Here is a 24,256-nt window from a genome sequence, read left to right on the forward strand (position 1 = left end):
AAACGTTATGCTAAAAAACGTAAGAGAATTTTGTTTATAAAACATCAGAAGGGGGAAGAGTTTTTTATTTAAAGAGAAATTTAGTGGTGGAAAGTTAAAAAATAATAATTCATATTAATAGGAAGAAAAGTACTTCATAAAAAACTTTTGAAAAAACTTTTAAAAAAGTGTTGACGAATGTTTCAAATGGGTGTAATATTCTAAGAGTCGTCAGTGACAAGCTGATAACAACGACAACATGAACCTTGAAAACTGAACAAGCAAACGTTAATGATTTAAACGTTTAAGTGATGAACTTAAACAAATTATAGATATCAACTTTATGTTGATACGCTAGCAAAGCAAATGAGCTTTCAAACTAACTTTTATGGAGAGTTTGATCCTGGCTCAGGACGAACGCTGGCGGCGTGCCTAATACATGCAAGTCGAGCGGACTTTCATTGGTGCTTGCACCTTTGAAAGTTAGCGGCGGACGGGTGAGTAACACGTGGGTAACCTACCCTGTAGATTGGGATAACTCCGGGAAACCGGGGCTAATACCGAATAACACTTTTGAACTCATGTTCGAATGTTAAAAGACGGCATCTCGCTGTCACTACAGGATGGGCCCGCGGCGCATTAGCTAGTTGGTGAGGTAACGGCTCACCAAGGCAACGATGCGTAGCCGACCTGAGAGGGTGATCGGCCACACTGGGACTGAGACACGGCCCAGACTCCTACGGGAGGCAGCAGTAGGGAATCTTCCACAATGGACGAAAGTCTGATGGAGCAACGCCGCGTGAGTGAAGAAGGATTTCGGTTCGTAAAACTCTGTTGCAAGGGAAGAACAAGTAGCGTAGTAACTGGCGCTACCTTGACGGTACCTTGTTAGAAAGCCACGGCTAACTACGTGCCAGCAGCCGCGGTAATACGTAGGTGGCAAGCGTTGTCCGGAATTATTGGGCGTAAAGCGCGCGCAGGTGGTTTCTTAAGTCTGATGTGAAAGCCCACGGCTCAACCGTGGAGGGTCATTGGAAACTGGGAAACTTGAGTGCAGAAGAGGATAGTGGAATTCCAAGTGTAGCGGTGAAATGCGTAGAGATTTGGAGGAACACCAGTGGCGAAGGCGACTATCTGGTCTGTAACTGACACTGAGGCGCGAAAGCGTGGGGAGCAAACAGGATTAGATACCCTGGTAGTCCACGCCGTAAACGATGAGTGCTAAGTGTTGGGGGGTTTCCGCCCCTCAGTGCTGCAGCTAACGCATTAAGCACTCCGCCTGGGGAGTACGGTCGCAAGACTGAAACTCAAAGGAATTGACGGGGGCCCGCACAAGCGGTGGAGCATGTGGTTTAATTCGAAGCAACGCGAAGAACCTTACCAGGTCTTGACATCCCATTGACCACTGTAGAGATACAGTTTTCCCTTCGGGGACAACGGTGACAGGTGGTGCATGGTTGTCGTCAGCTCGTGTCGTGAGATGTTGGGTTAAGTCCCGCAACGAGCGCAACCCTTATTCTTAGTTGCCATCATTTAGTTGGGCACTCTAAGGAGACTGCCGGTGACAAACCGGAGGAAGGTGGGGATGACGTCAAATCATCATGCCCCTTATGACCTGGGCTACACACGTGCTACAATGGACGGTACAAACGGTTGCCAACCCGCGAGGGGGAGCTAATCCGATAAAACCGTTCTCAGTTCGGATTGTAGGCTGCAACTCGCCTACATGAAGCCGGAATCGCTAGTAATCGCGGATCAGCATGCCGCGGTGAATACGTTCCCGGGCCTTGTACACACCGCCCGTCACACCACGAGAGTTTGTAACACCCGAAGTCGGTGGGGTAACCTTTATGGAGCCAGCCGCCGAAGGTGGGATAGATGATTGGGGTGAAGTCGTAACAAGGTAGCCGTATCGGAAGGTGCGGCTGGATCACCTCCTTTCTAAGGATATTTTCGGAATCATTCCTTCGGGAATGAAACATTAACGTTTGCTGTTCAGTTTTGAAGGTTCATCTTTTTGATGAAACACTTCATATATACTTGCTCCTGACGCTAGCGCTTACGTCGCAAAGCTTCATGTAGCAAAAACAGCGAAGTCATTCACGATGTGATTGAAGTCAGCTGCTTTGTTCTTTGAAAACTGGATAAAACGACATTGAAAGCAATAAACAAACAAATGATCAAGAAATTGATCGTGCAAGTTCTTAAATCTTATCTTTTATAGGATAAGTAGTAACTAATTAAAGGTTTCAAGACACAAGTAGTTCTAGGAAGCAATGGAGTGAAGGAAGGAGCGTACCTATGTACGTGACTGACAGAACGAAAGTAGCTGACGACGAAATACGCCGTGTATTGGAAGCTGTAGGTTAAGTTAATAAGGGCGCACGGTGGATGCCTTGGCACTAGGAGTCGATGAAGGACGGCACTAACACCGATATGCTTTGGGGAGCTGTAAGTAAGCTTTGATCCAGAGATTTCCGAATGGGGGAACCCACTATGTTTAATCGCATAGTATCTTCACGTGAATACATAGCGTGTTGAGGACAGACGCAGAGAACTGAAACATCTAAGTACCTGCAGGAACAGAAAGAAAATTCGATTCCCTGAGTAGCGGCGAGCGAAACGGGAAGAGCCCAAACCAAAGAGCTTGCTCTTTGGGGTTGTAGGACATTCTATACGGAGTTACAAAAGAATGAGATAGTTGAAGCGGCTTGGAAAGGCCCGCCATAGAAGGTAAAAGCCCTGTAAGTGAAACCTCATTCCCTCTTGAATGTATCCTGAGTACGGCGGAACACGTGAAATTCCGTCGGAATCTGGGAGGACCATCTCCCAAGGCTAAATACTACCTAGTGACCGATAGTGAACCAGTACCGTGAGGGAAAGGTGAAAAGCACCCCGGAAGGGGAGTGAAATAGATCCTGAAACCGTGTGCCTACAAGTAGTTAGAGCCCGTTAATGGGTGATAGCGTGCCTTTTGTAGAATGAACCGGCGAGTTACGATTACGTGCGAGGTTAAGTTGATGAGACGGAGCCGCAGCGAAAGCGAGTCTGAATAGGGCGAATTAGTACGTGGTCGTAGACCCGAAACCAGGTGATCTACCCATGTCCAGGGTGAAGGTGAGGTAACACTTACTGGAGGCCCGAACCCACGTACGTTGAAAAGTGCGGGGATGAGGTGTGGGTAGCGGAGAAATTCCAATCGAACCTGGAGATAGCTGGTTCTCTCCGAAATAGCTTTAGGGCTAGCCTCGTGATTGAGAATACTGGAGGTAGAGCACTGTTTGGACTAGGGGGGCATCTCGCTTTACCGAATTCAGACAAACTCCGAATGCCAGATATTTATACACGGGAGTCAGACTGCGAGTGATAAGATCCGTAGTCAAGAGGGAAACAGCCCAGACCACCAGCTAAGGTCCCAAAGTAATCGTTAAGTGGAAAAGGATGTGGCGTTGCTTAGACAACCAGGATGTTGGCTCAGAAGCAGCCATCATTTAAAGAGTGCGTAATAGCTCACTGGTCGAGTGACGCTGCGCCGAAAATTTATCGGGGCTAAACGATTCACCGAAGCTGTGGATGCATCCGTATGGATGCGTGGTAGGAGAGCGTTCTAAGGGCGTTGAAGTCAGACCGGAAGGACTGGTGGAGCGCTTAGAAGTGAGAATGCCGGTATGAGTAGCGAAAGACGGGTGAGAATCCCGTCCACCGTATGACTAAGGTTTCCTGAGGAAGGCTCGTCCGCTCAGGGTTAGTCGGGACCTAAGCCGAGGCCGATAGGCGTAGGCGATGGACAACAGGTTGATATTCCTGTACCACCTCCTCACCGTTTGAGAAATGGGGGGACGCAGTAGGATAGGGTAAGCAGAGCGTTGGTTGTCTCTGTTCAAGCAGTAAGGCGTGTGTGTAGGCAAATCCGCACACTAATACGTTGAGCTGTGATGACGAGTCCGTATGGACGAAGTTCCTGATTTCACACTGCCAAGAAAAGCCTCTATCGAGGTGAGAGGTGCCCGTACCGCAAACCGACACAGGTAGTCGAGGAGAGAATCCTAAGGTGTGCGAGAGAACTCTCGTTAAGGAACTCGGCAAAATGACCCCGTAACTTCGGGAGAAGGGGTGCTCTTGAGCGTGCAAGCGCATGAGAGCCGCAGTGAATAGGCCCAGGCGACTGTTTAGCAAAAACACAGGTCTCTGCAAAACCGTAAGGTGAAGTATAGGGGCTGACGCCTGCCCGGTGCTGGAAGGTTAAGAGGAGTGGTTAGCGCAAGCGAAGCTACGAATTGAAGCCCCAGTAAACGGCGGCCGTAACTATAACGGTCCTAAGGTAGCGAAATTCCTTGTCGGGTAAGTTCCGACCCGCACGAAAGGCGTAACGATCTGGGCACTGTCTCAACGAGAGACTCGGTGAAATTATAGTACCTGTGAAGATGCAGGTTACCCGCGACAGGACGGAAAGACCCCGTGGAGCTTTACTGTAGCCTGATATTGAATTTTGGTACAACTTGTACAGGATAGGTAGGAGCCAGAGATCTCGGAGCGCCAGCTTCGAAGGAGGCGTCAGTGGGATACTACCCTGGTTGTATTGAACTTCTAACCCATGCCCCTTAGCGGGGTAGGAGACAGTGTCAGGCGGACAGTTTGACTGGGGCGGTCGCCTCCTAAAGAGTAACGGAGGCGCCCAAAGGTTCCCTCAGAATGGTTGGAAATCATTCGTAGAGTGTAAAGGCATAAGGGAGCTTGACTGCGAGACCTACAAGTCGAGCAGGGTCGAAAGACGGGCTTAGTGATCCGGTGGTTCCGCATGGAAGGGCCATCGCTCAACGGATAAAAGCTACCCCGGGGATAACAGGCTTATCTCCCCCAAGAGTCCACATCGACGGGGAGGTTTGGCACCTCGATGTCGGCTCATCGCATCCTGGGGCTGTAGTCGGTCCCAAGGGTTGGGCTGTTCGCCCATTAAAGCGGTACGCGAGCTGGGTTCAGAACGTCGTGAGACAGTTCGGTCCCTATCCGTCGTGGGCGTAGGAAATTTGAGAGGAGCTGTCCTTAGTACGAGAGGACCGGGATGGACACACCGCTGGTGTACCAGTTGTTCTGCCAAGAGCATCGCTGGGTAGCTATGTGTGGACGGGATAAGTGCTGAAAGCATCTAAGCATGAAGCCCCCCTCAAGATGAGATTTCCCATTACGCAAGTAAGTAAGACCCCTGAAAGACGATCAGGTAGATAGGTTCGAGGTGGAAGTGTGGCGACATATGGAGCTGACGAATACTAATCGGTCGAGGACTTAACCACAATTTATTGCACAATTTCAATGAAACGTTTATCCAGTTTTGAAAGAATAATCTTTCTAACCTTAGGGTTTCAAGACACAAGCTAGTCAAGGAAACAACTGAGCGAATGAAGGAGCTTACTTAAGTACGTGACTGATTGAGCGAAGGCGGTTGACGCAGGATAGCGCCGTGTATTGGAAGCCGAATAAGTGAAGTGATGATGGCAAAGAGGTCACACCCGTTCCCATACCGAACACGGAAGTTAAGCTCTTTAGCGCCGATGGTAGTTGGGGGCTTCCCCCTGTGAGAGTAGGACATCGCTTCGCAAATAATGGAGGATTAGCTCAGCTGGGAGAGCATCTGCCTTACAAGCAGAGGGTCGGCGGTTCGAGCCCGTCATCCTCCACCATTTCTAAACGCCGGTGTAGCTCAGTTGGTAGAGCAACTGACTTGTAATCAGTAGGTCGAGGGTTCGACTCCTTTCGCCGGCACCATTTAGAGAGCCATTAGCTCAGTTGGTAGAGCATCTGACTTTTAATCAGAGGGTCGTAGGTTCGAATCCTGCATGGCTCACCAGTTAATTTAATACATTGTCAGAATAAAAATTCTTAAGCATATGCGGAAGTAGTTCAGTGGTAGAACACCACCTTGCCAAGGTGGGGGTCGCGAGTTCGAACCTCGTCTTCCGCTCCAACATATGCCGGGGTGGCGGAACTGGCAGACGCACAGGACTTAAAATCCTGCGGTGAGTGATCATCGTGCCGGTTCGATTCCGGCCCTCGGCACCATTTTCTTTAAAAAAATAATTATGCGCCCGTAGCTCAATTGGATAGAGCGTCTGACTACGGATCAGAAGGTTGTGGGTTCGACTCCTGCCGGGCGCGCCATTATAAATTTAATTGACATGTTCGGAATGTAGCTCAGCTTGGTAGAGCACTTGGTTTGGGACCAAGGGGTCGTAGGTTCGAATCCTGTCATTCCGACCATTATTATATGGGGCCTTAGCTCAGCTGGGAGAGCGCCTGCCTTGCACGCAGGAGGTCAGCGGTTCGATCCCGCTAGGCTCCACCATATTTTACTTCGGAGGTATACCCAAGTTCGGCTGAAGGGATCGGTCTTGAAAACCGACAGGCGGGTAACACCGCGCGGGGGTTCGAATCCCTCTACCTCCTCCATTTTTTTAAAAGTAATAATTTTTAACAGAATAAAGTAATATTGTCGCGGGGTGGAGCAGTGGTAGCTCGTCGGGCTCATAACCCGAAGGTCACAGGTTCAAGTCCTGTCCCCGCAACCAAATGGTCCCGTGGTGTAGCGGTTAACATGCCTGCCTGTCACGCAGGAGATCGCCGGTTCGATCCCGGTCGGGACCGCCATTTTTTTATGGGTCAGTAGCTCAGTTGGTAGAGCATTAGATTGAAGCTCTAAGTGTCGGCGGTTCGATTCCGTCCTGACCCATCTTTTTTAAAAAATTGGGGCCTATAGCTCAGCTGGTTAGAGCGCACGCCTGATAAGCGTGAGGTCGATGGTTCGAGTCCATTTAGGCCCACCATATTTTTCCGAAGTAGCTCAGTGGTAGAGCAACCGGCTGTTAACCGGTTGGTCGTAGGTTCGAGTCCTACCTTCGGAGCCATGGCCCGTTGGTCAAGCGGTTAAGACACCGCCCTTTCACGGCGGTAACACGGGTTCGAATCCCGTACGGGTCATATAAAACATATTTATGTGGAAAAGCTATATATAAACTCAAATTATGAGTTTATATATAGCTTTTTTTGTTGTGATTAAACGTAAATGTTCGAAATGACGAAAATGCTCCGCCAATAGTGATTGATCTTGAATTTAGTAAATTTGCTGCGAAGATAAATACAATTTTAGATATTGGTATGTATGGAGATGAGGAAAATAGATATTAGTGTACTTGATGTATAAAAAAATCAGTGAGGGCTTTTAAATGTAGTCCTCACTGATTACAATTTTATTTTAATTTTAATATGCCATTGAAGTTGGTTTCGCGTTGACGGGAGCCGTCGCAATCGTGTTCAATCGTTTTAATCGTATTATTGTTTAGCTTTTGAAACTCAATGACACAGCGTTCACCAGCGATAGTTTCAGATAGCATCGCTTTTTTATTGGAGATCACGGTTGCGTAACCTTGCACAAATCCTGTGGCATAGCCATCATACGTTTCATATTCTACATAAAAATCCTTTTTAGAGGTAAAGGAAATCGTCAAATCACGAAGGCTTGAATCGGCTTCTCCACGTCCGTATTTATAATAATAGAAGTAGTTGCCATCCCAAGAGTTTTCTTTTGATACGGTTGACCAATCTTTACCGATTCGCAAGGAAGCATCCACTGTTTTGCGTGCAGCATTGGCTCTTACGTTTAGTGGGAGGTTGTCTAAATTTTCATAGCTACTTTCTGCATCTTCAGAAATATAAAAGTAGTTTTTGTTTTGTAAATTATGGAAAAATGCAACAACTTGTGCACGTGTTAAATTGTTTGAAGCACCGAAGTATTTTGCTAGATTAGTATACTCGTATTTTGGATTTTGTCCACTAGAAATACTGTGATCGAGCAGAAATTGAATGGATTGTTTTAACGTAGCATTGCCATCTGCTACATGAGTAATTGCTTGGGCTACGACACCACGGCTAACCGCACGCCCTCGAATATCGTTATCAAAATATCCATTTAGTGGGGTTTGATAGGCAGCGAGTGTATTGTAATAGTGATCTGAAGCGATTTCCCTTTTTGTGAATTTATTAAGTTCTTCTGAAACTGGTTCTAAATCAAAATAGGTAACTAAAATTTTGGCAAATTGCTGCTCAGTGACTGGTTGATTTGGGCGAAATGTTCCGTCTGGGTATCCACCAATAATGTCAAAATCATAGGCCCATTTAATCGCATCATATGCATAGTGATGTGTGGGTACATCTTTAAATAATGTTTTTGCAGCAGAACTCTTCGTATTAAATGAAAAACTCATAATGATTAGTAGTAAAGTAAAAAATAAATAATGCTGGCGCTTCATTACAGATCCTCCTTTAAAGTGATTGGTGCAAATTGGTTTTATTTTACTCTAACATGTTCCAATTATTCCCGCAATAAATGGCTAAGTTCATGACAATATCGCCTCAATTTGGTATAGTGAGTTAAATAAATGATTGAAGGAGTGACGGGTGGACGATGATTAACTAATCTTATTTTGAGTAATTGAAAATTTCTTTCAAACAAAAAATAGGATTAGTATGCCCAAATTCCAATAACTTTGTATAAAACCCATTTTGCTATGTGCTTTTTTGGTGTCTTTTTATACAAATTTGAACAGCAGCTAATCCTTCCAAATGAAAACTTTTGGGGGATTTTTTTTCTTCCCAAATTGCGGGGGTAACATATATGAGAGAATTATTGAAATTGCAGCATGGGATGATTGAGTTAGCCGATCGAATCCTTTTTGAAAATGTAAATGCGATGATTAAACAAGGTGAGGTCATTGGTATTATTGGGCGGAATGGGAGCGGGAAATCTACTTTATTAAATGTAATTGCAGGGGTGCAACCTTTTACGAATGGTCAGCAGAAATGGTTGCAACGGGATACTTCTGTTTATTTAGTGCAACAAGAAGAACAGCATTTTCAATCGGACGTAATAAGTGAGGTGGAATCTGTATTACTCGCAAAGTGGCAAGTGCCAGATATTTCATATGAGCAATTGAGTGGTGGAGAGCGATTGAAACGTCGGTTAGCGAAGGGATTTGCACAAAAGCCGCAAATTTTATTATTAGATGAGCCGACCAACCATTTAGATGTGGAAAGTATGCAAAGTTTAATCGATCAAATTAAAGCGTATTCGGGGACGATCATTGTTGTTTCGCACGACCGGTATTTCTTGGATGAGGTGACGACAAAAATATGGTCATTGGAACAGCAGCAATTTATCGAACAACAAGGCAATTACTCGCATTATATAGATGTTCGTGAACAGCGCCGCCTTACACAGCAACGTGCCTATGAGAAGCAGCAAAAGAAAGTTGATAAGCTGGAAAAACAAATGGACGCGCTCACCTCCTGGTCGCACAAGGCGCATCGTGATTCGACTAAGCAGGAATTTCCGAAAGAGTATTACCGGGTCAAAGCAAAGCGTATGGATGCCCAAGTGAAATCGAAGCGAAAAATGATTGAAAAGGAAATTGAGAAAAATAAAGTTGAGCAAGTGGCGAATGAGCAATCAGTTAATTTTACATTGCAGGCGAATAGTAAGGTAGGTAAACGATTTTTACAGGCGAAAAATGTGTCGAAGTATTTTGGAGAGCGGCGTCTTTTTGAACGGGTTAATTTCACGATTTTACATGGCGAACGTGTGGCATTAGTAGGCGGAAATGGAAGTGGGAAAACAACTTTATTAAATATGATTTTGGGGCGAGAGAATTATGATGGTGAGCTGTCGTTTTCTCCAACGACGAGCATCGGTTATTTAACGCAGGAAGTATTTGATTTGCCAGAGCATCAAACGCCTGCCATGCTTTTTCATCGTGATAATTTTGCAGACCGTGGACTTGTGCAAAATTTAATGCGGCATCTTGGCTTTCAAATGGAGCAGTGGGAGGAACCGATTGCCAATATGAGCATGGGGGAGCGCGTGAAATGTAAGCTCATGCAGTATATTTTAGAGAATCGGGATGTGTTAATTTTAGATGAGCCGACAAACCATTTAGATTTACCGTCACGTGAGCAGTTGGAGAAGACACTTGCGGAGTATAAAGGGACTTTGATTTTTGTTTCGCATGACCAATATTTTGTTGATAAATTGGCGGATATGCATTTAGTTATTCAAGATGGTGTGATTCAAAAGAAGGCGGTTGGTCAATCGAATACGCAAAAGGATACAAAGGAAGAGCAGCTATTGCAGCTAGAAACGGCACGTCAGGAAGTGTTAGGGAAGTTGAGTTTCATGACGACAAAAGATCCAAGCTATTCGGAGTTGGATGCGCAATTTTTAGAGCTGACAAAGCAAATTAATGTGCTTAAGAAAAAATGATTTTATGAGAGGGTGGAGATTTCCGCCTTCCTTTTTTAGTTGGTGAACTTTTTAAAAGGAAATTCCAAATTCTATCCAATATGTTATTCTAAATTTAGTGATAAATGTCGATATAAAGAGTAATGACGATTAATACATAAAGAAATTGAAGAGGGGCTGTTAATAAGATGAATCAATCTAAAAAGATACTTGCTGCAATGCTCGCAATTCCTGCGACGGTAATTGTTGCTGGGGAAGTGCAAGCGGCGGACGTAACATCCACGTTTGAAATTAAAAATAGCTTTGTTGGAACTATGAATGCAACGGAGAATACAAGTGAGAAGATAATTACTGCTACAACGAAAGATCAGTTGAAAAACGGTATTTTAGCTGAAATGGAGAAATTCACAGAAGGATTTACAGTTACTTATACAGCCTCAGATATTGCAACAGCTGAAAAAGATACGAGAGAAATCTTTGAAGGTTTGAAAAAAAATATAAACGGTACAACAACAATTGATACTGCTTCAATTGATAATACGATGCTGTATGGAATGTTTAATAATGTTCATGTAAAGGCTACAGAAATAAAAACAGGTGAAAGTGTAACTTCTGTGAAATTAGAGTTTTCTTTTAAATATTTTGCAGATGAAACGAGTTCAGCTGAATTTAATCGATTAGTAAATGATTTGACAGGAAATACTGATAAATCAATTTTAACGAGTGCCAATACGGATATAAAAAAAGTAAAGGCGATTCATGATTATATAATTAAAAGATCTCATGTTTCAACTGATCATAGCCTTACGTTGGAAAAAGGCGGCTCTCCCCATGCATATGCACTTTGGACATATAAGCTTTTAAAAGAGGCTAAGATAGAGGTTCGTTACGTATCGGGTATGTCTAATGGGAAGAAACATTCATGGAATTTAGTAAAAGTGGGGACTGAATGGTATCACTTAGATATAGCGGCTAATGACGATTCAAAGAAAGATAGTAAAGATATTAAATACCGTTATTTCTTAGCAGCTAATAAAACAATAATTGATAAGCGCGAAATTACGTATGGAGAAGTTCCAAGCTTAGGGTGGGGTGAGGCTTATACGGCTTTTGAAAAGATCGAAAACCCTGCACAAGCGGACAATGTAATGTATTATGCAAATAAAGCTAGTAATAGTGAGATTTTAAAACTGGAATTAGACAATTCGGGAGGAATATCTGTAAAAACACCTCCAAACATTTCGGGGGCAACATCCGGATTTGGAAAGATACTTTATTATAATTCAACATCTGCGGACAGTACTAGAATTACGACAAACGAGTATTTATATTTCATCAATGATGCAAAAAGCAAACATTTATATCAATACGATATTACTAATGAAAAATTGCAGTTAATAATAGAAGAACCAATTGAATCAATTTCAATAATAGCTGACAAGTTAGAATATAAACCAATAAATGGTTTGAAAAAACAGATAGATTTAAATGAATTTAAGGATTTTAATAGACAAGAAGTAGATAAGGTTATTCAAGCAATTAAAGGCTTAAATTATAATGGTTACACAAATTTTAATGAATTAAAAAGTGCAGTTACATCAGCAGATACTGCATTCATTAATCTAGGTAAAGATAAGCAAGCTTTAATCCCCGCTGGAATCGAAGAGATATTAAAAGAATATAATAAAGCAGTTATAGATATTGAAAGAATTCAAAGTAAAATTAATAGTTTAGATTTAGATAACGGATCTTCTAAGGTAGATGTTTCAAATGTAAGAAATGAATTGAATCAACTTAATTCAATTCATAAGAAATTTGTTAATGATGCGAATTTAATTACTCAAGAAAAGCGAATTGAAGCTACAGATTTAGCGGAACGTGTCCAAAAAGTAACCGAAGCAATCAAAAAATTATCAGATAATTCAACATACGCCGAAGTAAAACTAGTACATGAACAATATATCGCGCTTGGTGTTGCAACATCACAAGTAACAAATAAAGATGAATTGCTAAAATTATGGGATAAGGTAGGTACAGAGAAAGCCGCCATTGACCACGTCAACAAATTAATAGAGGAACTTAGCCTAAAATCAAAAAAAGAAGACTTCCAAAAAGCTCAAGAAGCATACGACAATCTTCCGCCAACCTCAAAAGAGTTAGTAAAGGACTACGGCAAAATTGAGCGGCTGTTAAAGGAGCTTGATGGCAAAGAAGCGGAATTAGCAGACCAAGAAGCAGCCCGTCTAGTAGAAGAAAAGATCAATGCACTGAATGACGAATCGACGCCAACAGCCATTGCGGAAGTACGCGTGGCATACGAAGCATTAAACGAAAACGCAAAAAAATTAGTGTCCAAAAAAATGTACGACTTGCTTGTCTTTTATGAAAACAGCATGAAAGAACAAGCGGACCAAGCGAAAAAAGAGGCGCAAGTCGTTATTGACCGCATTAATCGCATTACAAATAATTATACAGAAGCTCAAATTAAAGATGTTCGACTGGCATATAATACGCTTAGTGATTTGGCGAAAACTTATGTCGCGAATTTGCAAAAATTAATTGATGCGGAAGCGTATATTTTATATCAAAATACTGTTGTCAAAGAAGCAAAGTTGGAGGCAGCGGCATTTGATGAATATATGGCGAACCTTGATAGGAATTCATCAAAATCAAAAATTGCGAAGGCGCGTGAGTATTACAAATCATTATCCAAAGAGGCAAAAAAACATGTTAAAATGTACGAAAAGTTACGTCGCCTTGAAACGATGTGGAAAGATGAAGATTATTTAGGATTAATTTTTACGTATTACCCAGATTACATTGATGAGATTAAACCAGGGGGCATTGAACTAGAGGAATCAGAGTATGACCCGTTATATATTCCAGATGATTCGGATTCCTTTGCGTATTTTAAGCCAGATGCAGCGTGGTCACCATATGAGGAAATGGCTTATTATAATGGTCGATATACGACAAAGATTGAGGCTTCACAAGTTAAAAATGTGGTAGATAAAACGATGATGTTGACAGCGGAAGGAATCGAAATATTAATTCCGACAGCGGATATTAAAGGGACATCTGCAACGGTTGGCGTGTCCATGAGTGTAGACAATGATAAATTAGTCATTAGCTTTACAGAAGGGAAAGCGACAAAAGTATTTTCAGAATTCGTCGAGATTCGAATTCCAATGCGTACATTAGGCGGGAATTCATCAATGGCTGTGCAGCGTGCCGATAATAGCGGGACAACACCAGCAAGCTATAAAGTGGAAGGCTCTACTTTTGTTATTCGCACAAAAGTAGGCGGCACTTTTACAGCGAGCACAAGTACAACAAAGTATTCGGATTTAGCGTCAGCGAGCACGAGTGCGGCAGGTATTCGTGAATTAGCGAAGCGCGGTATTACGTATTCGACATCGGGTAAAGCCGTTATTCCAAATAAAAATGTGTCACGTGCAGACGTTGCAACATTACTTGCAAAAGCGCTTGATGTTTCAAGTACGAAAGCGACAAAATATACAGATTTAAAGTCGACGGTACCTTCAAGATACGTACAAGGTTTATTAGAAGCAGGTGTTATGAGCGGTGTGACGGCGCAACAATTTAGTCCGCATAGTGCAGTAAGTCGTCAGGAAGCAGCGATTATTATTGCCAATATGTACCGCTATTTAAATCAAGATTTATCATTAGCTTATAATGAATTAAAGACAAACTTTAGGGACGTTTCCCATTTAACGTATGAAGCACGTCAAAGCATCGCCATTTTAGAGTTGTTTGGTGTTGTAGACGGCACAGCTTCAAATAAATTTAATCCAGACCAAAAGTTAACGAGAGCCGAGTTTGCTGAAATGCTTTACAACGCATTAAATACAATCGACTATTTATAAAATTGACGATAAAAGCACAGCGTATGGAGCGCTGTGCTTTTGTATTTGAATTTGGCGGATCATAAAAAACTGCGCTATAATTAGTAAATAGAAGAATATGGATGTAATTTTGAGGGAGGGCTGCATTGTGGAATATTTATCTATGATTTTTTTCAAAATCGTTTCGCCTATATTAATACTGCTTTTCATTGGCGCCATTTTACAGAAGAAGTTCAACTTTAATTTAAAGGCATTATCACATTTAATTACGTATTGCTTTATGCCGGCAGCTGTCTTTATTAATATTTATGAAACGTCGATTGAAGTGAGCGTTATCGGGCAAATTACGCTCTTTATTGTACTTTTTATGGGGTGTCAAATGCTATTAAGTCAATTGTTAGCAAAACTATTAAAACTTGAACGTAAAGAAGCGGCTGTGTTTAAAAATAGTGTCGTGCTCATCAACTCAGGAAATTACGGCATCCCAGTCGCACAAATGATTTTTGCGACAAACCCAATTGGTGTATCGATTCAAGTTATTATGGTGATATTTCAAAATATGGTGACATATACATATGGGCTGTACAATTTAATTTCCTCTACGAAGTCAGGTATCGCGATTGTCCTTGATTTTTTGAAGATGCCGATTGTACATGCGCTTATTTTAGGCGGAGTGCTTAATTACTTTAATGTACCGATACCCGAAACATTTAGCATTCCTCTTGCGCATATTGCAAATGGATTTGTGGCGGTTGCATTAATTACACTAGGTGCGCAGCTTTCTCAAATTGAAATGCGTTCAATGTTTAATAAAATGATTTTTGTAAGTTGCTTTACACGCTTAATTGTAGGGCCGGCTATTGCATTGCTTATTATTTACACGCTTGGATTAGACGGTGTCGTTGCACAATCATTATTTATTGCGAGTGCATTTCCAACGTCACGCAATAGTGCTAGCCTTGCATTGGAATATGATATTGATTCAGATACTGCGGCACAAACAGTATTATTTTCAACGATTATTAGCTGCCTCACAGTGACGGTCGTTATTTACATGTCGAATTTTTTATTTGCAGTCAACTAAGGGGCTTTTGTCTCTTAGTTTTTTTATATATTTTTATGAGGTTTCGAGTAAATTTAATCATCTACATCATCTAATTACCATTTATGTATAAATTATAATAATTTATGTTGAAATTAACTCTTTAATGCAACATAATTATTTATGATAGCGTTACTATCATTTCGTAAAGGGGAGAGAGTGCGATGCAAAACATTCAATGGGAAAAAGAAGTAGATGTGATCGTTCTAGGGACAGGGGGCGCGGCATTATCGGCAGCAGTTGCAGCAGCAGATAATGGTGCATCTGTATTAGTACTTGAGAAAACGCATCAAATTGGTGGTACAACAGCTTACTCTGGCGGTGTACCATGGGTTCCATTAAATCACTATATGAAAGATCAAGGCTTCTCGGATAACCGTGAGCAAGTAATTGCATTTATAAAACGATTAACTCTTGGTCGTGCAGAAGAAAGCATGATTGAGCGATTTGTAGATAAAGGTCATGAAATATTCAAGTTTTTAGATGAAGAGGCGCAAGTTCGTTTTAAAACGCCAAAAAAATATCCAGAATATTACCGAAATTTAGATGAAGCATTAAAAGATGGGACACGTTCACTCGATCCAGTACCGTTTAACTTAAATTTGATTGGTGAGTGGGGCATGCATTTACGCCAAAATCCAATTTTCCCACCACTAACATTGGAAGAAGGCGGTGCGATTGGTGGCATTGATTTCACAGTAGTTGCGGAGCGTATGCAAAATAATATTGTAACGATGGGGCGCTCACTAGTTGCTTCTTTATTTAAAGCGTGTTTAGATCGCGGAGTTGAAACGATATTAAATACTGCAGGTAAAGAACTTGTAATGGGGGAAAATGGGGAAGTAATTGGCTTAATTGCCGAAACTTTAGAAGGTGAGAAGAAATACTTCAAAGCTAATAATGGTATCATTTTAGCTTCAGGTGGCTTTGAGTGGAATAAACAATTAACGAAAGCATTTTTAAAAATGGATATTACACACCCTGTTTCACCTCCAGGAAATGAAGGTGATGCGTTAATGATGGCGATGAAAGCTGGCGCGGCACTTGATAATATGAGTGAAGCTTGGTGGTATCCAGCAATGGTTGACCCAACATTCGAGTATGAGGACAATGTGATGGCGCAATTAGGTGGCGGACGTAATGGTCCGAACTCAATTGTTGTTAACAAGCATGGTCGTCGTTTTACACATGAAGGAACAACTTATAATGATATGCCACGTACATTCTTTAACTTTGATCCGGTGAATATTGAATTCCCGAATGAAGCGCCGGTATGGCTAATATTTGATCAGCAGTTGAAGGATCGTGAACTTATTATTACAATGACACCGGGCGATCCTGCTCCGGATTGGGTAGACCAAGCACCGACATTACAAGAGTTAGCTGCAAAAGTAGGCGTGAATGCGGAAAACTTAGTGGATGAAGTTGCAAAGTGGAACACGTATTGTGATCAGCAGGAAGATCCAGATTTCCACCGCGGTACGATTCAATTTGAAAACTTAACAGGTGGCGGTGGAAACCCTGAGGCAAACCTTGGGAAAATTGAAAAGGGACCATTCTATGCATTACCAATCTATTTAGGTGCACTAGGTACAAATGGCGGACCGAAAATTGATGAAAATGGACGAGTACTCAATTTTGCGGGGCAACCAATTCAAGGTTTATATGCAGCAGGCAATGCATCTGCCAACCCACTTGGTCCAATATATCCAAGTGCAGGGGGAACAATTGGACCTGCGATGGTATTCGGTTTCTTAGCAGGAGAACATGCAGCAAAAACAAATTTAATTAAAAGTGAGGTCTAAAAATATGCCACAAGGAACACATACGTTAAGCGTACCACTGAATATTGAAACGATTTGGGAATTCGTACAAGATATGAATAACTGGGCACCATTAGTACCAGGCTATATTGAACATGAAATTATTAACGACCGTGAATCAACATGGGCTTTTAAAGGTGACTTAGGTTTCATGAAGAAAACGGTAAAGTTAAAAATTGATATTAAAGAATGGAATGAGCCTTCAGAAGTTATTTTTGACTTAGCAGGATTGTCGGATAATTTTAAAGGTGGCGGTTATTTCAAAGCTGAGAAAATTAGTGATAATGAAACGCTGATGACAGGAAACTTAGATATTACAGCTGGTGGTATGATGGGTCCGATGGTCAATCAAATTTTAGTGAAATTCGTGCCACAAACCGCAACAGAATTAACTGAGGCCATCGTGACAAAATTACGCGAAGATAATAACGTGCCGGTATAATTTGAACACGAAAACACCATTTTGATGTACTCAGTCAAAATGGTGTTTTGCTAGTGCAATCAATTAGTTGTGTGTACCCGTTTTGAAATAGAACATGATAATCGACTTTAATTGGGATAGCTGTTCTTTTGTCGGAGTAGAGACGGTAACATCGGATAAAAGCGAGTTAAAAGCGTGTTTTTTAATTGCAGTTCCAAATAGATTCATAATCGTAATCGCATTCATTTGACCAGCAGAATCCAGTGAAATAGAACCATCTTGTACTCCCTCTTGAATGGATTGATTCACTATGTATCCGATTTTTGTATACGTATTATAAATTTCCTCGATCAAAGGCTTTTCCATAGGATTATAAGCAATAAAATGTTCGAAGCTTTCTAATAACGTGACGGCTTCGCGATTGGCGGAAAAAAGATAGTCGATATATGCATCTAATATGGCATCCATTTTTTCATAACCTGAAAGTGATAATGCTGCGATTGTTTCAAATCGCGGAACCATTTCTTCAATGACCTCTTTGACGACCTCAATAATTAAAAGCTCTTTTTTCGGAAAGTAACGGAATACAGTGGCAACCCCGACCCTAGATTCATCTGCAATTTTTTGCATTGTTGTTTTCTCGAAGCCATATTCCGAAAATAATTTATTCGCAGCAGCAAGCATTTGTTGTCTTTTTACTTGTTTGTATTGCAATAATTTCACCTCAAAGCTGTTTTATTCATTATTGAATAGAGCGGAATAGAATTGATCTCAAGTCGCCCGTGTTATTCTAATATACCTAAATTCTATTAAAATTGGAATTTCCTTTGGGGAAAATGAAAGAAGCTGTAAAGAAACCCTAATTGATAGGATTTTTTACAGCTTCAAAATAAATAGTAGTTGTTATTTCGTATTTACTTCTTTTGAATATGGGTTTGAAAGATCCATACCTTCTAATGAAAGACCCATTGCTTTTGCTACACCTTCACCATATGCTGGGTCCGCTAAGTAGCAGTGTAAAATGTGACGGCGTTTAATGAACTCTTCAACTGGCGCCATGTCAGCAGCCGTGTTGTTAAATAATGTTTGTTTTTGCTCGTCATCCATTAAGTTAAATAGCTTACCTGGTTGCTCGAAGTAGTTGTTGTCGTCTTCTGCGAAATCATAAATATCCGCTGGACCATCTAAAGCGAGTGCAGGATCTTGATATTGTGATTGACCTTGTAATGCACCATAGCTGTTTGGATGGTAAGAAATCGCGCTACCACGGTTGCCATCTGCACGCCCAGCGCCATCGCGGTGATAAACCATGAATGGGCATTTTGGTGTGTTTACTGGAATTTGGTGGTGGTTTACACCTAAACGGTAACGAGTTGCATCTTGATAAGCGAATAAACGTGCTTGTAACATACGGTCTGGTGAGAAGCTAATACCAGGTACGACGTTTGATGGCGCAAATGCAGCTTGTTCAACATCGGCAAAGTAGTTTTCCGAGTTGCGATTTAATTCGAATTCACCAACTGGAATTAATGGGAATTCTGATTTATACCAAACTTTTGTTAAATCGAACGGGTTGTCCTTACGTCCGCGTGCTTGTTCTTCAGTCATTACTTGAATGTACATTTTCCATTTCGGGAAATCGCCTTTTTCGATTGAATCGAATAGGTCGCGTTGTGAAGATTCGCGGTCATTCCCAATTAGTTCATTCGCTTCAGCACCCGACAAGTTCTCAATACCTTGCTGCGTACGGAAGTGGAATTTTACATAAACGCGTTCGCCAGCATCGTTAATCATTGAGTATGTGTGAGAGCCGAAACCGTGCATATGTCGGTAACCTTTTGGAATACCACGGTCAGACATTACAATGGTAACTTGGTGTAATGCTTCAGGAAGTGATGACCAGAAGTCCCAGTTTGAGTTCGGATTGTGCATATTCGTTTTTGGATCACGCTTTACAACGTGGTTTAAATCTGGGAAGTGCAGTGGATCACGGAAGAAGAATACAGGCGTATTGTTTCCTACCATGTCCCAGTTTCCTTCTTCTGTATAGAATTTTAATGCGAAACCACGAATATCGCGTTCTGCATCCGCAGCTCCACGCTCACCTGCTACTGTTGAGAAACGTGCGAACATATCTGTTTTTTTGCCAACTTCAGAGAAAATTGCAGCTTTTGTATATTTTGTAATATCATGCGTTACTGTAAACGTACCAAATGCACCAGAACCTTTTGCGTGCATACGACGTTCAGGAATAACTTCACGGTTAAAGTTTGCTAATTTTTCGATTAAAAATACATCTTGTAATAGGAGTGGGCCACGACGACCAGCTGTTTGAGAATTGTCATTGCTTACGACTGGTGCACCAGTAATTGTTGTTAAACGTTCATTTGTCATGTTTTATACCTCCAAAGTGAAATTAAGAATCTCTTCATAAATAACTATAACAAATTCTCTACTTAATTTCTACTAGATTATAATAATTCTTTTTAAGTAATTTATATAGTAATGGATTTATACCAAAAAAGAGGGGGAATTATTACTTTGTTCTAGCTGATTAGTTCTTTTCTTATGATAATGTGTATTAAATGATTAAATATGCTCTAATATGTAATAAAACACTTTTTTCGTATTGGAGATAAAACTTGAAGGATTCTAAATGGGAAGTGATGAATATGTCCTTTTGTTGTCATGCTATTGAAAAAGTGAATTCTAATTGAAAACGGCGGTAAGTTATTCCCTTTTCCATCAACCGTTCACTTATAATGTTACATGAATATAGAAAGAAAGGGATTTACTATGGAATTAACTTTAACTTTTGTAATTTTAGCAGTAACGATTGTTTTGTTTATGACGAATCGTTTACGTGGAGATTTAGTTGCGGTTATGGCATTACTAGCATTTGTCGTGCTTGAAATTTTAACACCCGCAGAAGCTTTAGCAGGTTTTTCAAATTCAGTCGTCATTATGATTGCGGCATTATTTGTCGTAGGTGCAGGGATTTTAAGAACGGGCCTTGCTGGAATGGCAGGAAACTTACTACTGAAATGGTCCGGAGATAACGAGTTGCGCTTATTTATTTTATTGCTAATCATTGTTGCAACAGTTGGAGCGTTTATGAGTAATACTGGAACCGTTGCGCTTATGTTGCCGATTGTTGTATCCATTGCAATCAGTATTAAAGTGAGCCCATCAAAGTTTTTACTGCCATTATCTTATATCGCGAGTATGTCGGGCTTAATGACGCTGATCGCATCGCCGACGAACTTAATTGCCTCGCAAACATTAGTGGATCATGGGTTTGAAAAGTTAGGGTTCTTTACGATTACCCCAATTGGTATCATTGCGACGATTACGGTTATTACGTATTTAGTATTGGTGCGCAATATATTGTTGCCGAATGATAAAAAACGTACACAGTCGAGTGCAGGTTATAAGCTAGCGCCGAAAAAAATTGTGCAAGAATATAATTTACAAGATAAGCTATTCCGCGTTGTTGTAGCAGAAGATTCGCTAATTGTGAATGAAAAATTGGCGGATTTAAAATTGCCTGCAAATTATCAAATTTATATTATGAAAATTAAACGTGGCGCGGCAGATGGCATGAATTTTTTGCCGATGACGTACCAAGAAATTGCCGGACCAACAAGTGTTATTCACAGCGGCGATGAATTATATATGCAAGGAATGGCAGAGGATATTGAACGTTTTGCTACGGAATATGGCGTGCAAGTGCAGCCGTTTGAAGATGATGCGGAAGAACTTGTTTCAAAAACAATAGGCGTTGCGGAAGTATTATTAACACCACAATCACGCTTAATTGGTGAGACAGTTAGTAAAATTGGTTTCCGTGAGAAATATAATTTAAATATTCTTGGTATTAACCGAAAAGGGGATTATATTTTAAAAAGTATGGCGGCACAAAAATTGCGTTTTGGAGATGCGATTTTAGTTCAGGGGAAATGGGACGAAATTGAACTGCTGTCGCGCGAAACGCAGGACGTTGTCGTTGTAGGTCAGCCGCGCGAACATGCAGGTGTGGCAGCAGCAAATGGGAAAGCACCGCTTGCAGGAATCATTATGGCATTTATGATTGCGCTTATGGTATTCGAAGTGTTTGATGCTGTAATCGCGGTATTAATCGGTGCGGTGTTAATGATTATTACTGGCTGTTTACGCAATATGGATGATGCGTATAGCAAGATGAATTTTGAAAGTATTGTACTTGTTGCGGCGATGCTTCCGATGGCGACAGCACTTGAAAAAACAGGTGGGATGACGATACTAGCAGACGGCATTATTTCGGTGCTCGGTGATTATGGTCCGTATGGTGTGTTGATGGGCGTTTACTTATTAACCGTTGTATTTGGTCAGTTTGTCAGTAATACGGCAACAGCTGTCCTATTTTCACCGATTGCGATTACAGCAGCACTTGCAATGGACGTCAATCCGTACACCTTTATGATTGCAGTTGCAACAGCAGCAAGTATGGCTTTTGCGACACCGATTGCTTCACCAACCAACTCGCTTGTATTAACTGCAGGTGGTTATAAATTTATGGACTTTGTGAAAATTGGTGTCCCGCTACAAGTTGTGATGTTTATTGTCATGATGATTGCGGTGCCATTGTTATTCCCATTTTAACTTGATTCAGCAAATGCCAAAAAGTGCAATTCTATTCAGCTGGGGTTCAAACCCCGGCTGAAATAAAAGATCTTAGGCTAAGAACGCCGCGTCGTGCGGCAACGCCTAAGTGACCAACATCGTGTTGGCCTAAGCCCCGGCGGATGTCACAGATTTTTAAGGGAAGTTTTTCGAGCTCGCTCGAAAAAATCTGGACGCAATTACGCCGAGGCGTAATTGATTGAAATGAAAATATGAAAGACATGATGCGCGTTTTTAGGAGCGTATCATGTCTTTTTTTATGGAGTGTTGTTTTGGTTTGTTTATTTATGTTAGCTAGCTCCACCTCGAAGCAGAAACTAGCTAAATCTGCGGCGATAATAGCTAAAATTCAACGTATAATAGACGTTTTTGGTAAGCGTTAGGGGCGTCGCAGAGTTAATAGCCAAAATACATGCGAAAATAGCCAAAAGAGTTGGGTTAATAGCCAAAACTCATCGTATAATAGCCACTTTTGAGCAGTTAATAGCCAATTTACCCTCGTTAATAGCCAAATCGCGATTTAATAGCCAAAAGTTACCGCATAACAGCCAAATTACATTTGAATAGGCTAACTTTTCTAGTGTCTAGCCGAAATTCCCGATCCACTAGCTCGACCTTCATGATACTAGCCACCACAAAACCAGCCAATCACGATCTATACATTTTTCTGTATTTAAACGGTGTTAAGGCTGTATGATCTCGGAATACTTTAATGAAATAATTACTATCAACAAAACCATTCATTTCTGCAATTTCAGAAATGGGGTAATCTGTTTCAAGGAGCATCTTTTCAGCTTTTTGTATGCGGTATTGTTGCAAGTATCGCTTAAATGTTACACCTTGCTTTTTTGAGAAAAGTTGACTTAAATAATTCGGTGTAATCCGCAATTGTTCTGCAACTAATATGAGAGATAAATCGCTATTTAAATATAGTTTTTCAATTTGTTCAATAGCCAATTCACTATAATCTGTTAGCTGTTGCATGCGTGCGGATTTGGCGAACGTTAAAACAGACTGCGTGAAAAAGATCATCTCCTGTACAATTGTATAAAGAATCGGCTCATCTAAAATTAACGAAAATAATTGGCGATAGTGCTGCTCGATTTTTACTTGCTGCTGTAAATGGTGCTTTAGCATGAAACGGCGAATTTGTGCAAGCACGCTCGTTAGATGAATGCGTACTTCCTCTTGTGGATAATAGCAGTTCGGTGCAGTTAATTTATATAGAAACTGTTTCACCGCAGATAAATTTCCATCCTCTAATGAAGTTATCCAAAGTTGCTGTTCCTCAGGTGTGAGTAACGGATCCAAATGCGATAAGGAAATGGATTCTGATGTTAGAAAAATATGTTCATAGCCTTTGTAAAAGCGTTGTGTCAGCACTTGTTTTGCCTCTGCATACATATCTCGCAATGTTGCATCCATTCCATCATAAATAGCAATATTTAAAAATTCCTCGGTCATCATATACCATTCCTGTATAACTAAGCGCAAATTTTTAATGAATTGCGCCTGTTCTTGGCCCGAAATTAAACATAAAATCCGCTTTTGCAATGGAAATGCTGTGAGCTGCGAAAAAATCGGTGATTGCACAAGCCAATGATAAAGTTGTAAATTCGAATTGAAATTGGATGGTTCAATTAAAATGAATTTTGATTGTGCTGAATGAATAATTTGGGGTGAATTTAAAAATAAATCAACATACATTCGAGCATCCGTCTGTATTGGATTGGCAAATGAGATGGTCCCCTCTAATTTTGGTAACGTCACCAAGGCTGATTTTAGCTGCTCTAAAGGAATAGGTTTCACAAATAACTGCTTTGCTTGCAGTGAAATTGCTTTCATTGCATGTTGGAAAATAGGCTGTGCGGTAAAACAAATAATGTGAATCGATCGATTTTTTAATAGTTTTTCAATATGTGCTGTAACAAGTGACACGTCGAGCATAAGAACGGTTGGCTCAAACGAATGAAGCATCTGCTCTAAATCCGTGGCATTTGTAATCCCCGAAAATTTCATTCCACTTGAAAAGTAATTTTTTAAATACCACTCAATCCCTTGTATTTCCATTTGGTCACGTTCGAGTAATAAAATGCGCATCAACTACATCCCACCTTA

The 24,256-nt window shown here is 41.1% G+C and carries 10 protein-coding genes, 15 tRNA genes and 3 rRNA genes; 24 read left to right on the forward strand and 4 right to left on the reverse strand.

The features are described from left to right. Nucleotides 1-364 precede the first annotated feature (364 nt). The 18 genes from MHI10_RS01475 to MHI10_RS01560 all read left to right on the forward strand — a co-directional run bounded on the left by MHI10_RS01475 (nt 365) and on the right by MHI10_RS01560 (nt 6,951). Nucleotides 365-1,920 (forward strand): 16S ribosomal RNA (locus tag MHI10_RS01475). 423 nt (nt 1,921-2,343) lie between these two features. After that, a 23S ribosomal RNA gene (locus MHI10_RS01480) occupies nt 2,344-5,270 on the forward strand. Between the two features lie 188 nt (nt 5,271-5,458). Further along, nucleotides 5,459-5,574, forward strand: a 5S ribosomal RNA gene (gene rrf / locus MHI10_RS01485). The 16S, 23S and 5S rRNA genes sit together here with 15 tRNA genes alongside, the layout of an rRNA operon. 7 nt (nt 5,575-5,581) lie before the next feature. Then, a tRNA-Val gene (locus MHI10_RS01490) sits at nt 5,582-5,657 on the forward strand. Nucleotides 5,658-5,666: 9 nt separating this feature from the next. Beyond that, nucleotides 5,667-5,742: transfer RNA gene (locus tag MHI10_RS01495), tRNA-Thr, on the forward strand. Nucleotides 5,743-5,748: 6 nt separating this feature from the next. Beyond that, a tRNA-Lys gene (locus MHI10_RS01500) sits at nt 5,749-5,824 on the forward strand. A 42-nt stretch (nt 5,825-5,866) separates the two neighbouring features. Then, nucleotides 5,867-5,941, forward strand: a tRNA-Gly gene (locus MHI10_RS01505). A gap of 6 nt (nt 5,942-5,947) precedes the next feature. Beyond that, nucleotides 5,948-6,036 (forward strand) — tRNA-Leu (locus tag MHI10_RS01510). A gap of 22 nt (nt 6,037-6,058) precedes the next feature. Then, a tRNA-Arg gene (locus MHI10_RS01515) sits at nt 6,059-6,135 on the forward strand. Between the two features lie 22 nt (nt 6,136-6,157). Continuing rightward, nucleotides 6,158-6,234 (forward strand) — tRNA-Pro (locus MHI10_RS01520). Between the two features lie 9 nt (nt 6,235-6,243). Next, a tRNA-Ala gene (locus tag MHI10_RS01525) sits at nt 6,244-6,319 on the forward strand. 11 nt (nt 6,320-6,330) lie between these two features. Then, nucleotides 6,331-6,423, forward strand: a tRNA-Ser gene (locus MHI10_RS01530). Nucleotides 6,424-6,467: 44 nt separating this feature from the next. Next, a tRNA-Met gene (locus MHI10_RS01535) sits at nt 6,468-6,542 on the forward strand. Nucleotides 6,543-6,545: 3 nt separating this feature from the next. Continuing rightward, a tRNA-Asp gene (locus tag MHI10_RS01540) sits at nt 6,546-6,621 on the forward strand. A 9-nt stretch (nt 6,622-6,630) separates the two neighbouring features. Beyond that, nucleotides 6,631-6,703: transfer RNA gene (locus MHI10_RS01545), tRNA-Phe, on the forward strand. Between the two features lie 17 nt (nt 6,704-6,720). Further along, nucleotides 6,721-6,797, forward strand: a tRNA-Ile gene (locus MHI10_RS01550). Between the two features lie 6 nt (nt 6,798-6,803). Next, nucleotides 6,804-6,878: transfer RNA gene (locus MHI10_RS01555), tRNA-Asn, on the forward strand. A 1-nt stretch (nt 6,879) separates the two neighbouring features. Beyond that, a tRNA-Glu gene (locus MHI10_RS01560) sits at nt 6,880-6,951 on the forward strand. A gap of 269 nt (nt 6,952-7,220) precedes the next feature. On the opposite strand, the gene MHI10_RS01565 is transcribed toward MHI10_RS01560, so the two are convergent. Beyond that, nucleotides 7,221-8,279 (reverse strand): S-layer homology domain-containing protein, encoded by a 1,059-nt coding sequence (locus MHI10_RS01565; protein WP_340782330.1) that lies wholly within the window; start codon nt 8,277-8,279, stop codon nt 7,221-7,223. A gap of 365 nt (nt 8,280-8,644) precedes the next feature. Here MHI10_RS01565 and abc-f point away from each other — a divergent pair, with 365 nt between their 5' ends. From abc-f to MHI10_RS01590, 5 genes are all read left to right on the forward strand, one after another. Continuing rightward, nucleotides 8,645-10,285, forward strand: a complete 1,641-nt coding sequence (gene abc-f, locus MHI10_RS01570) for a ribosomal protection-like ABC-F family protein (protein WP_340782332.1) — start codon at nt 8,645-8,647, stop codon at nt 10,283-10,285. A 167-nt stretch (nt 10,286-10,452) separates the two neighbouring features. After that, complete coding sequence (locus MHI10_RS01575; protein ID WP_340782335.1) at nt 10,453-14,151, forward strand: S-layer homology domain-containing protein; 3,699 nt, start codon at nt 10,453-10,455, stop codon at nt 14,149-14,151. 127 nt (nt 14,152-14,278) lie between these two features. Further along, a complete protein-coding gene (locus tag MHI10_RS01580) occupies nt 14,279-15,214 on the forward strand; it encodes an AEC family transporter (RefSeq protein WP_340782338.1) in 936 nt (311 codons plus the stop codon). Between the two features lie 182 nt (nt 15,215-15,396). Further along, nucleotides 15,397-17,037 carry an FAD-dependent oxidoreductase gene (locus tag MHI10_RS01585; protein WP_340782340.1) on the forward strand — a complete coding sequence of 547 codons (1,641 nt, stop codon included), beginning with the start codon at nt 15,397-15,399 and terminating at the stop codon, nt 17,035-17,037. 4 nt (nt 17,038-17,041) lie between these two features. Beyond that, on the forward strand, nt 17,042-17,497 hold the full coding sequence (locus MHI10_RS01590; RefSeq protein ID WP_340782341.1) for a CoxG family protein: 456 nt from the start codon (nt 17,042-17,044) through the stop codon (nt 17,495-17,497). A 63-nt stretch (nt 17,498-17,560) separates the two neighbouring features. On the opposite strand, the gene MHI10_RS01595 is transcribed toward MHI10_RS01590, so the two are convergent. Both MHI10_RS01595 and MHI10_RS01600 read right to left on the reverse strand, forming a co-directional pair. Then, nucleotides 17,561-18,190 (reverse strand): TetR/AcrR family transcriptional regulator, encoded by a 630-nt coding sequence (locus MHI10_RS01595; RefSeq protein WP_340782342.1) that lies wholly within the window; start codon nt 18,188-18,190, stop codon nt 17,561-17,563. 189 nt (nt 18,191-18,379) lie between these two features. Further along, the gene (locus MHI10_RS01600) at nt 18,380-19,870 is read right to left on the reverse strand and encodes a catalase (protein ID WP_340782344.1); all 1,491 of its coding nucleotides are present in this window, start codon (nt 19,868-19,870) and stop codon (nt 18,380-18,382) included. Between the two features lie 402 nt (nt 19,871-20,272). Between MHI10_RS01600 and MHI10_RS01605 the strand changes: the two genes are divergently transcribed. Next, entirely contained in the window at nt 20,273-22,117 is a 1,845-nt protein-coding gene (locus tag MHI10_RS01605) for an SLC13 family permease (protein ID WP_340782345.1), read from the forward strand. A gap of 669 nt (nt 22,118-22,786) precedes the next feature. Here MHI10_RS01605 and MHI10_RS01610 read toward each other — a convergent pair. Continuing rightward, nucleotides 22,787-24,238 carry a helix-turn-helix transcriptional regulator gene (locus tag MHI10_RS01610; RefSeq protein WP_340782346.1) on the reverse strand — a complete coding sequence of 484 codons (1,452 nt, stop codon included), beginning with the start codon at nt 24,236-24,238 and terminating at the stop codon, nt 22,787-22,789. Nucleotides 24,239-24,256: the final 18 nt, after the last annotated feature.

The organism is Solibacillus sp. FSL K6-1523 (genome assembly GCF_038005225.1).
GTDB lineage: Bacteria > Bacillota > Bacilli > Bacillales_A > Planococcaceae > Solibacillus.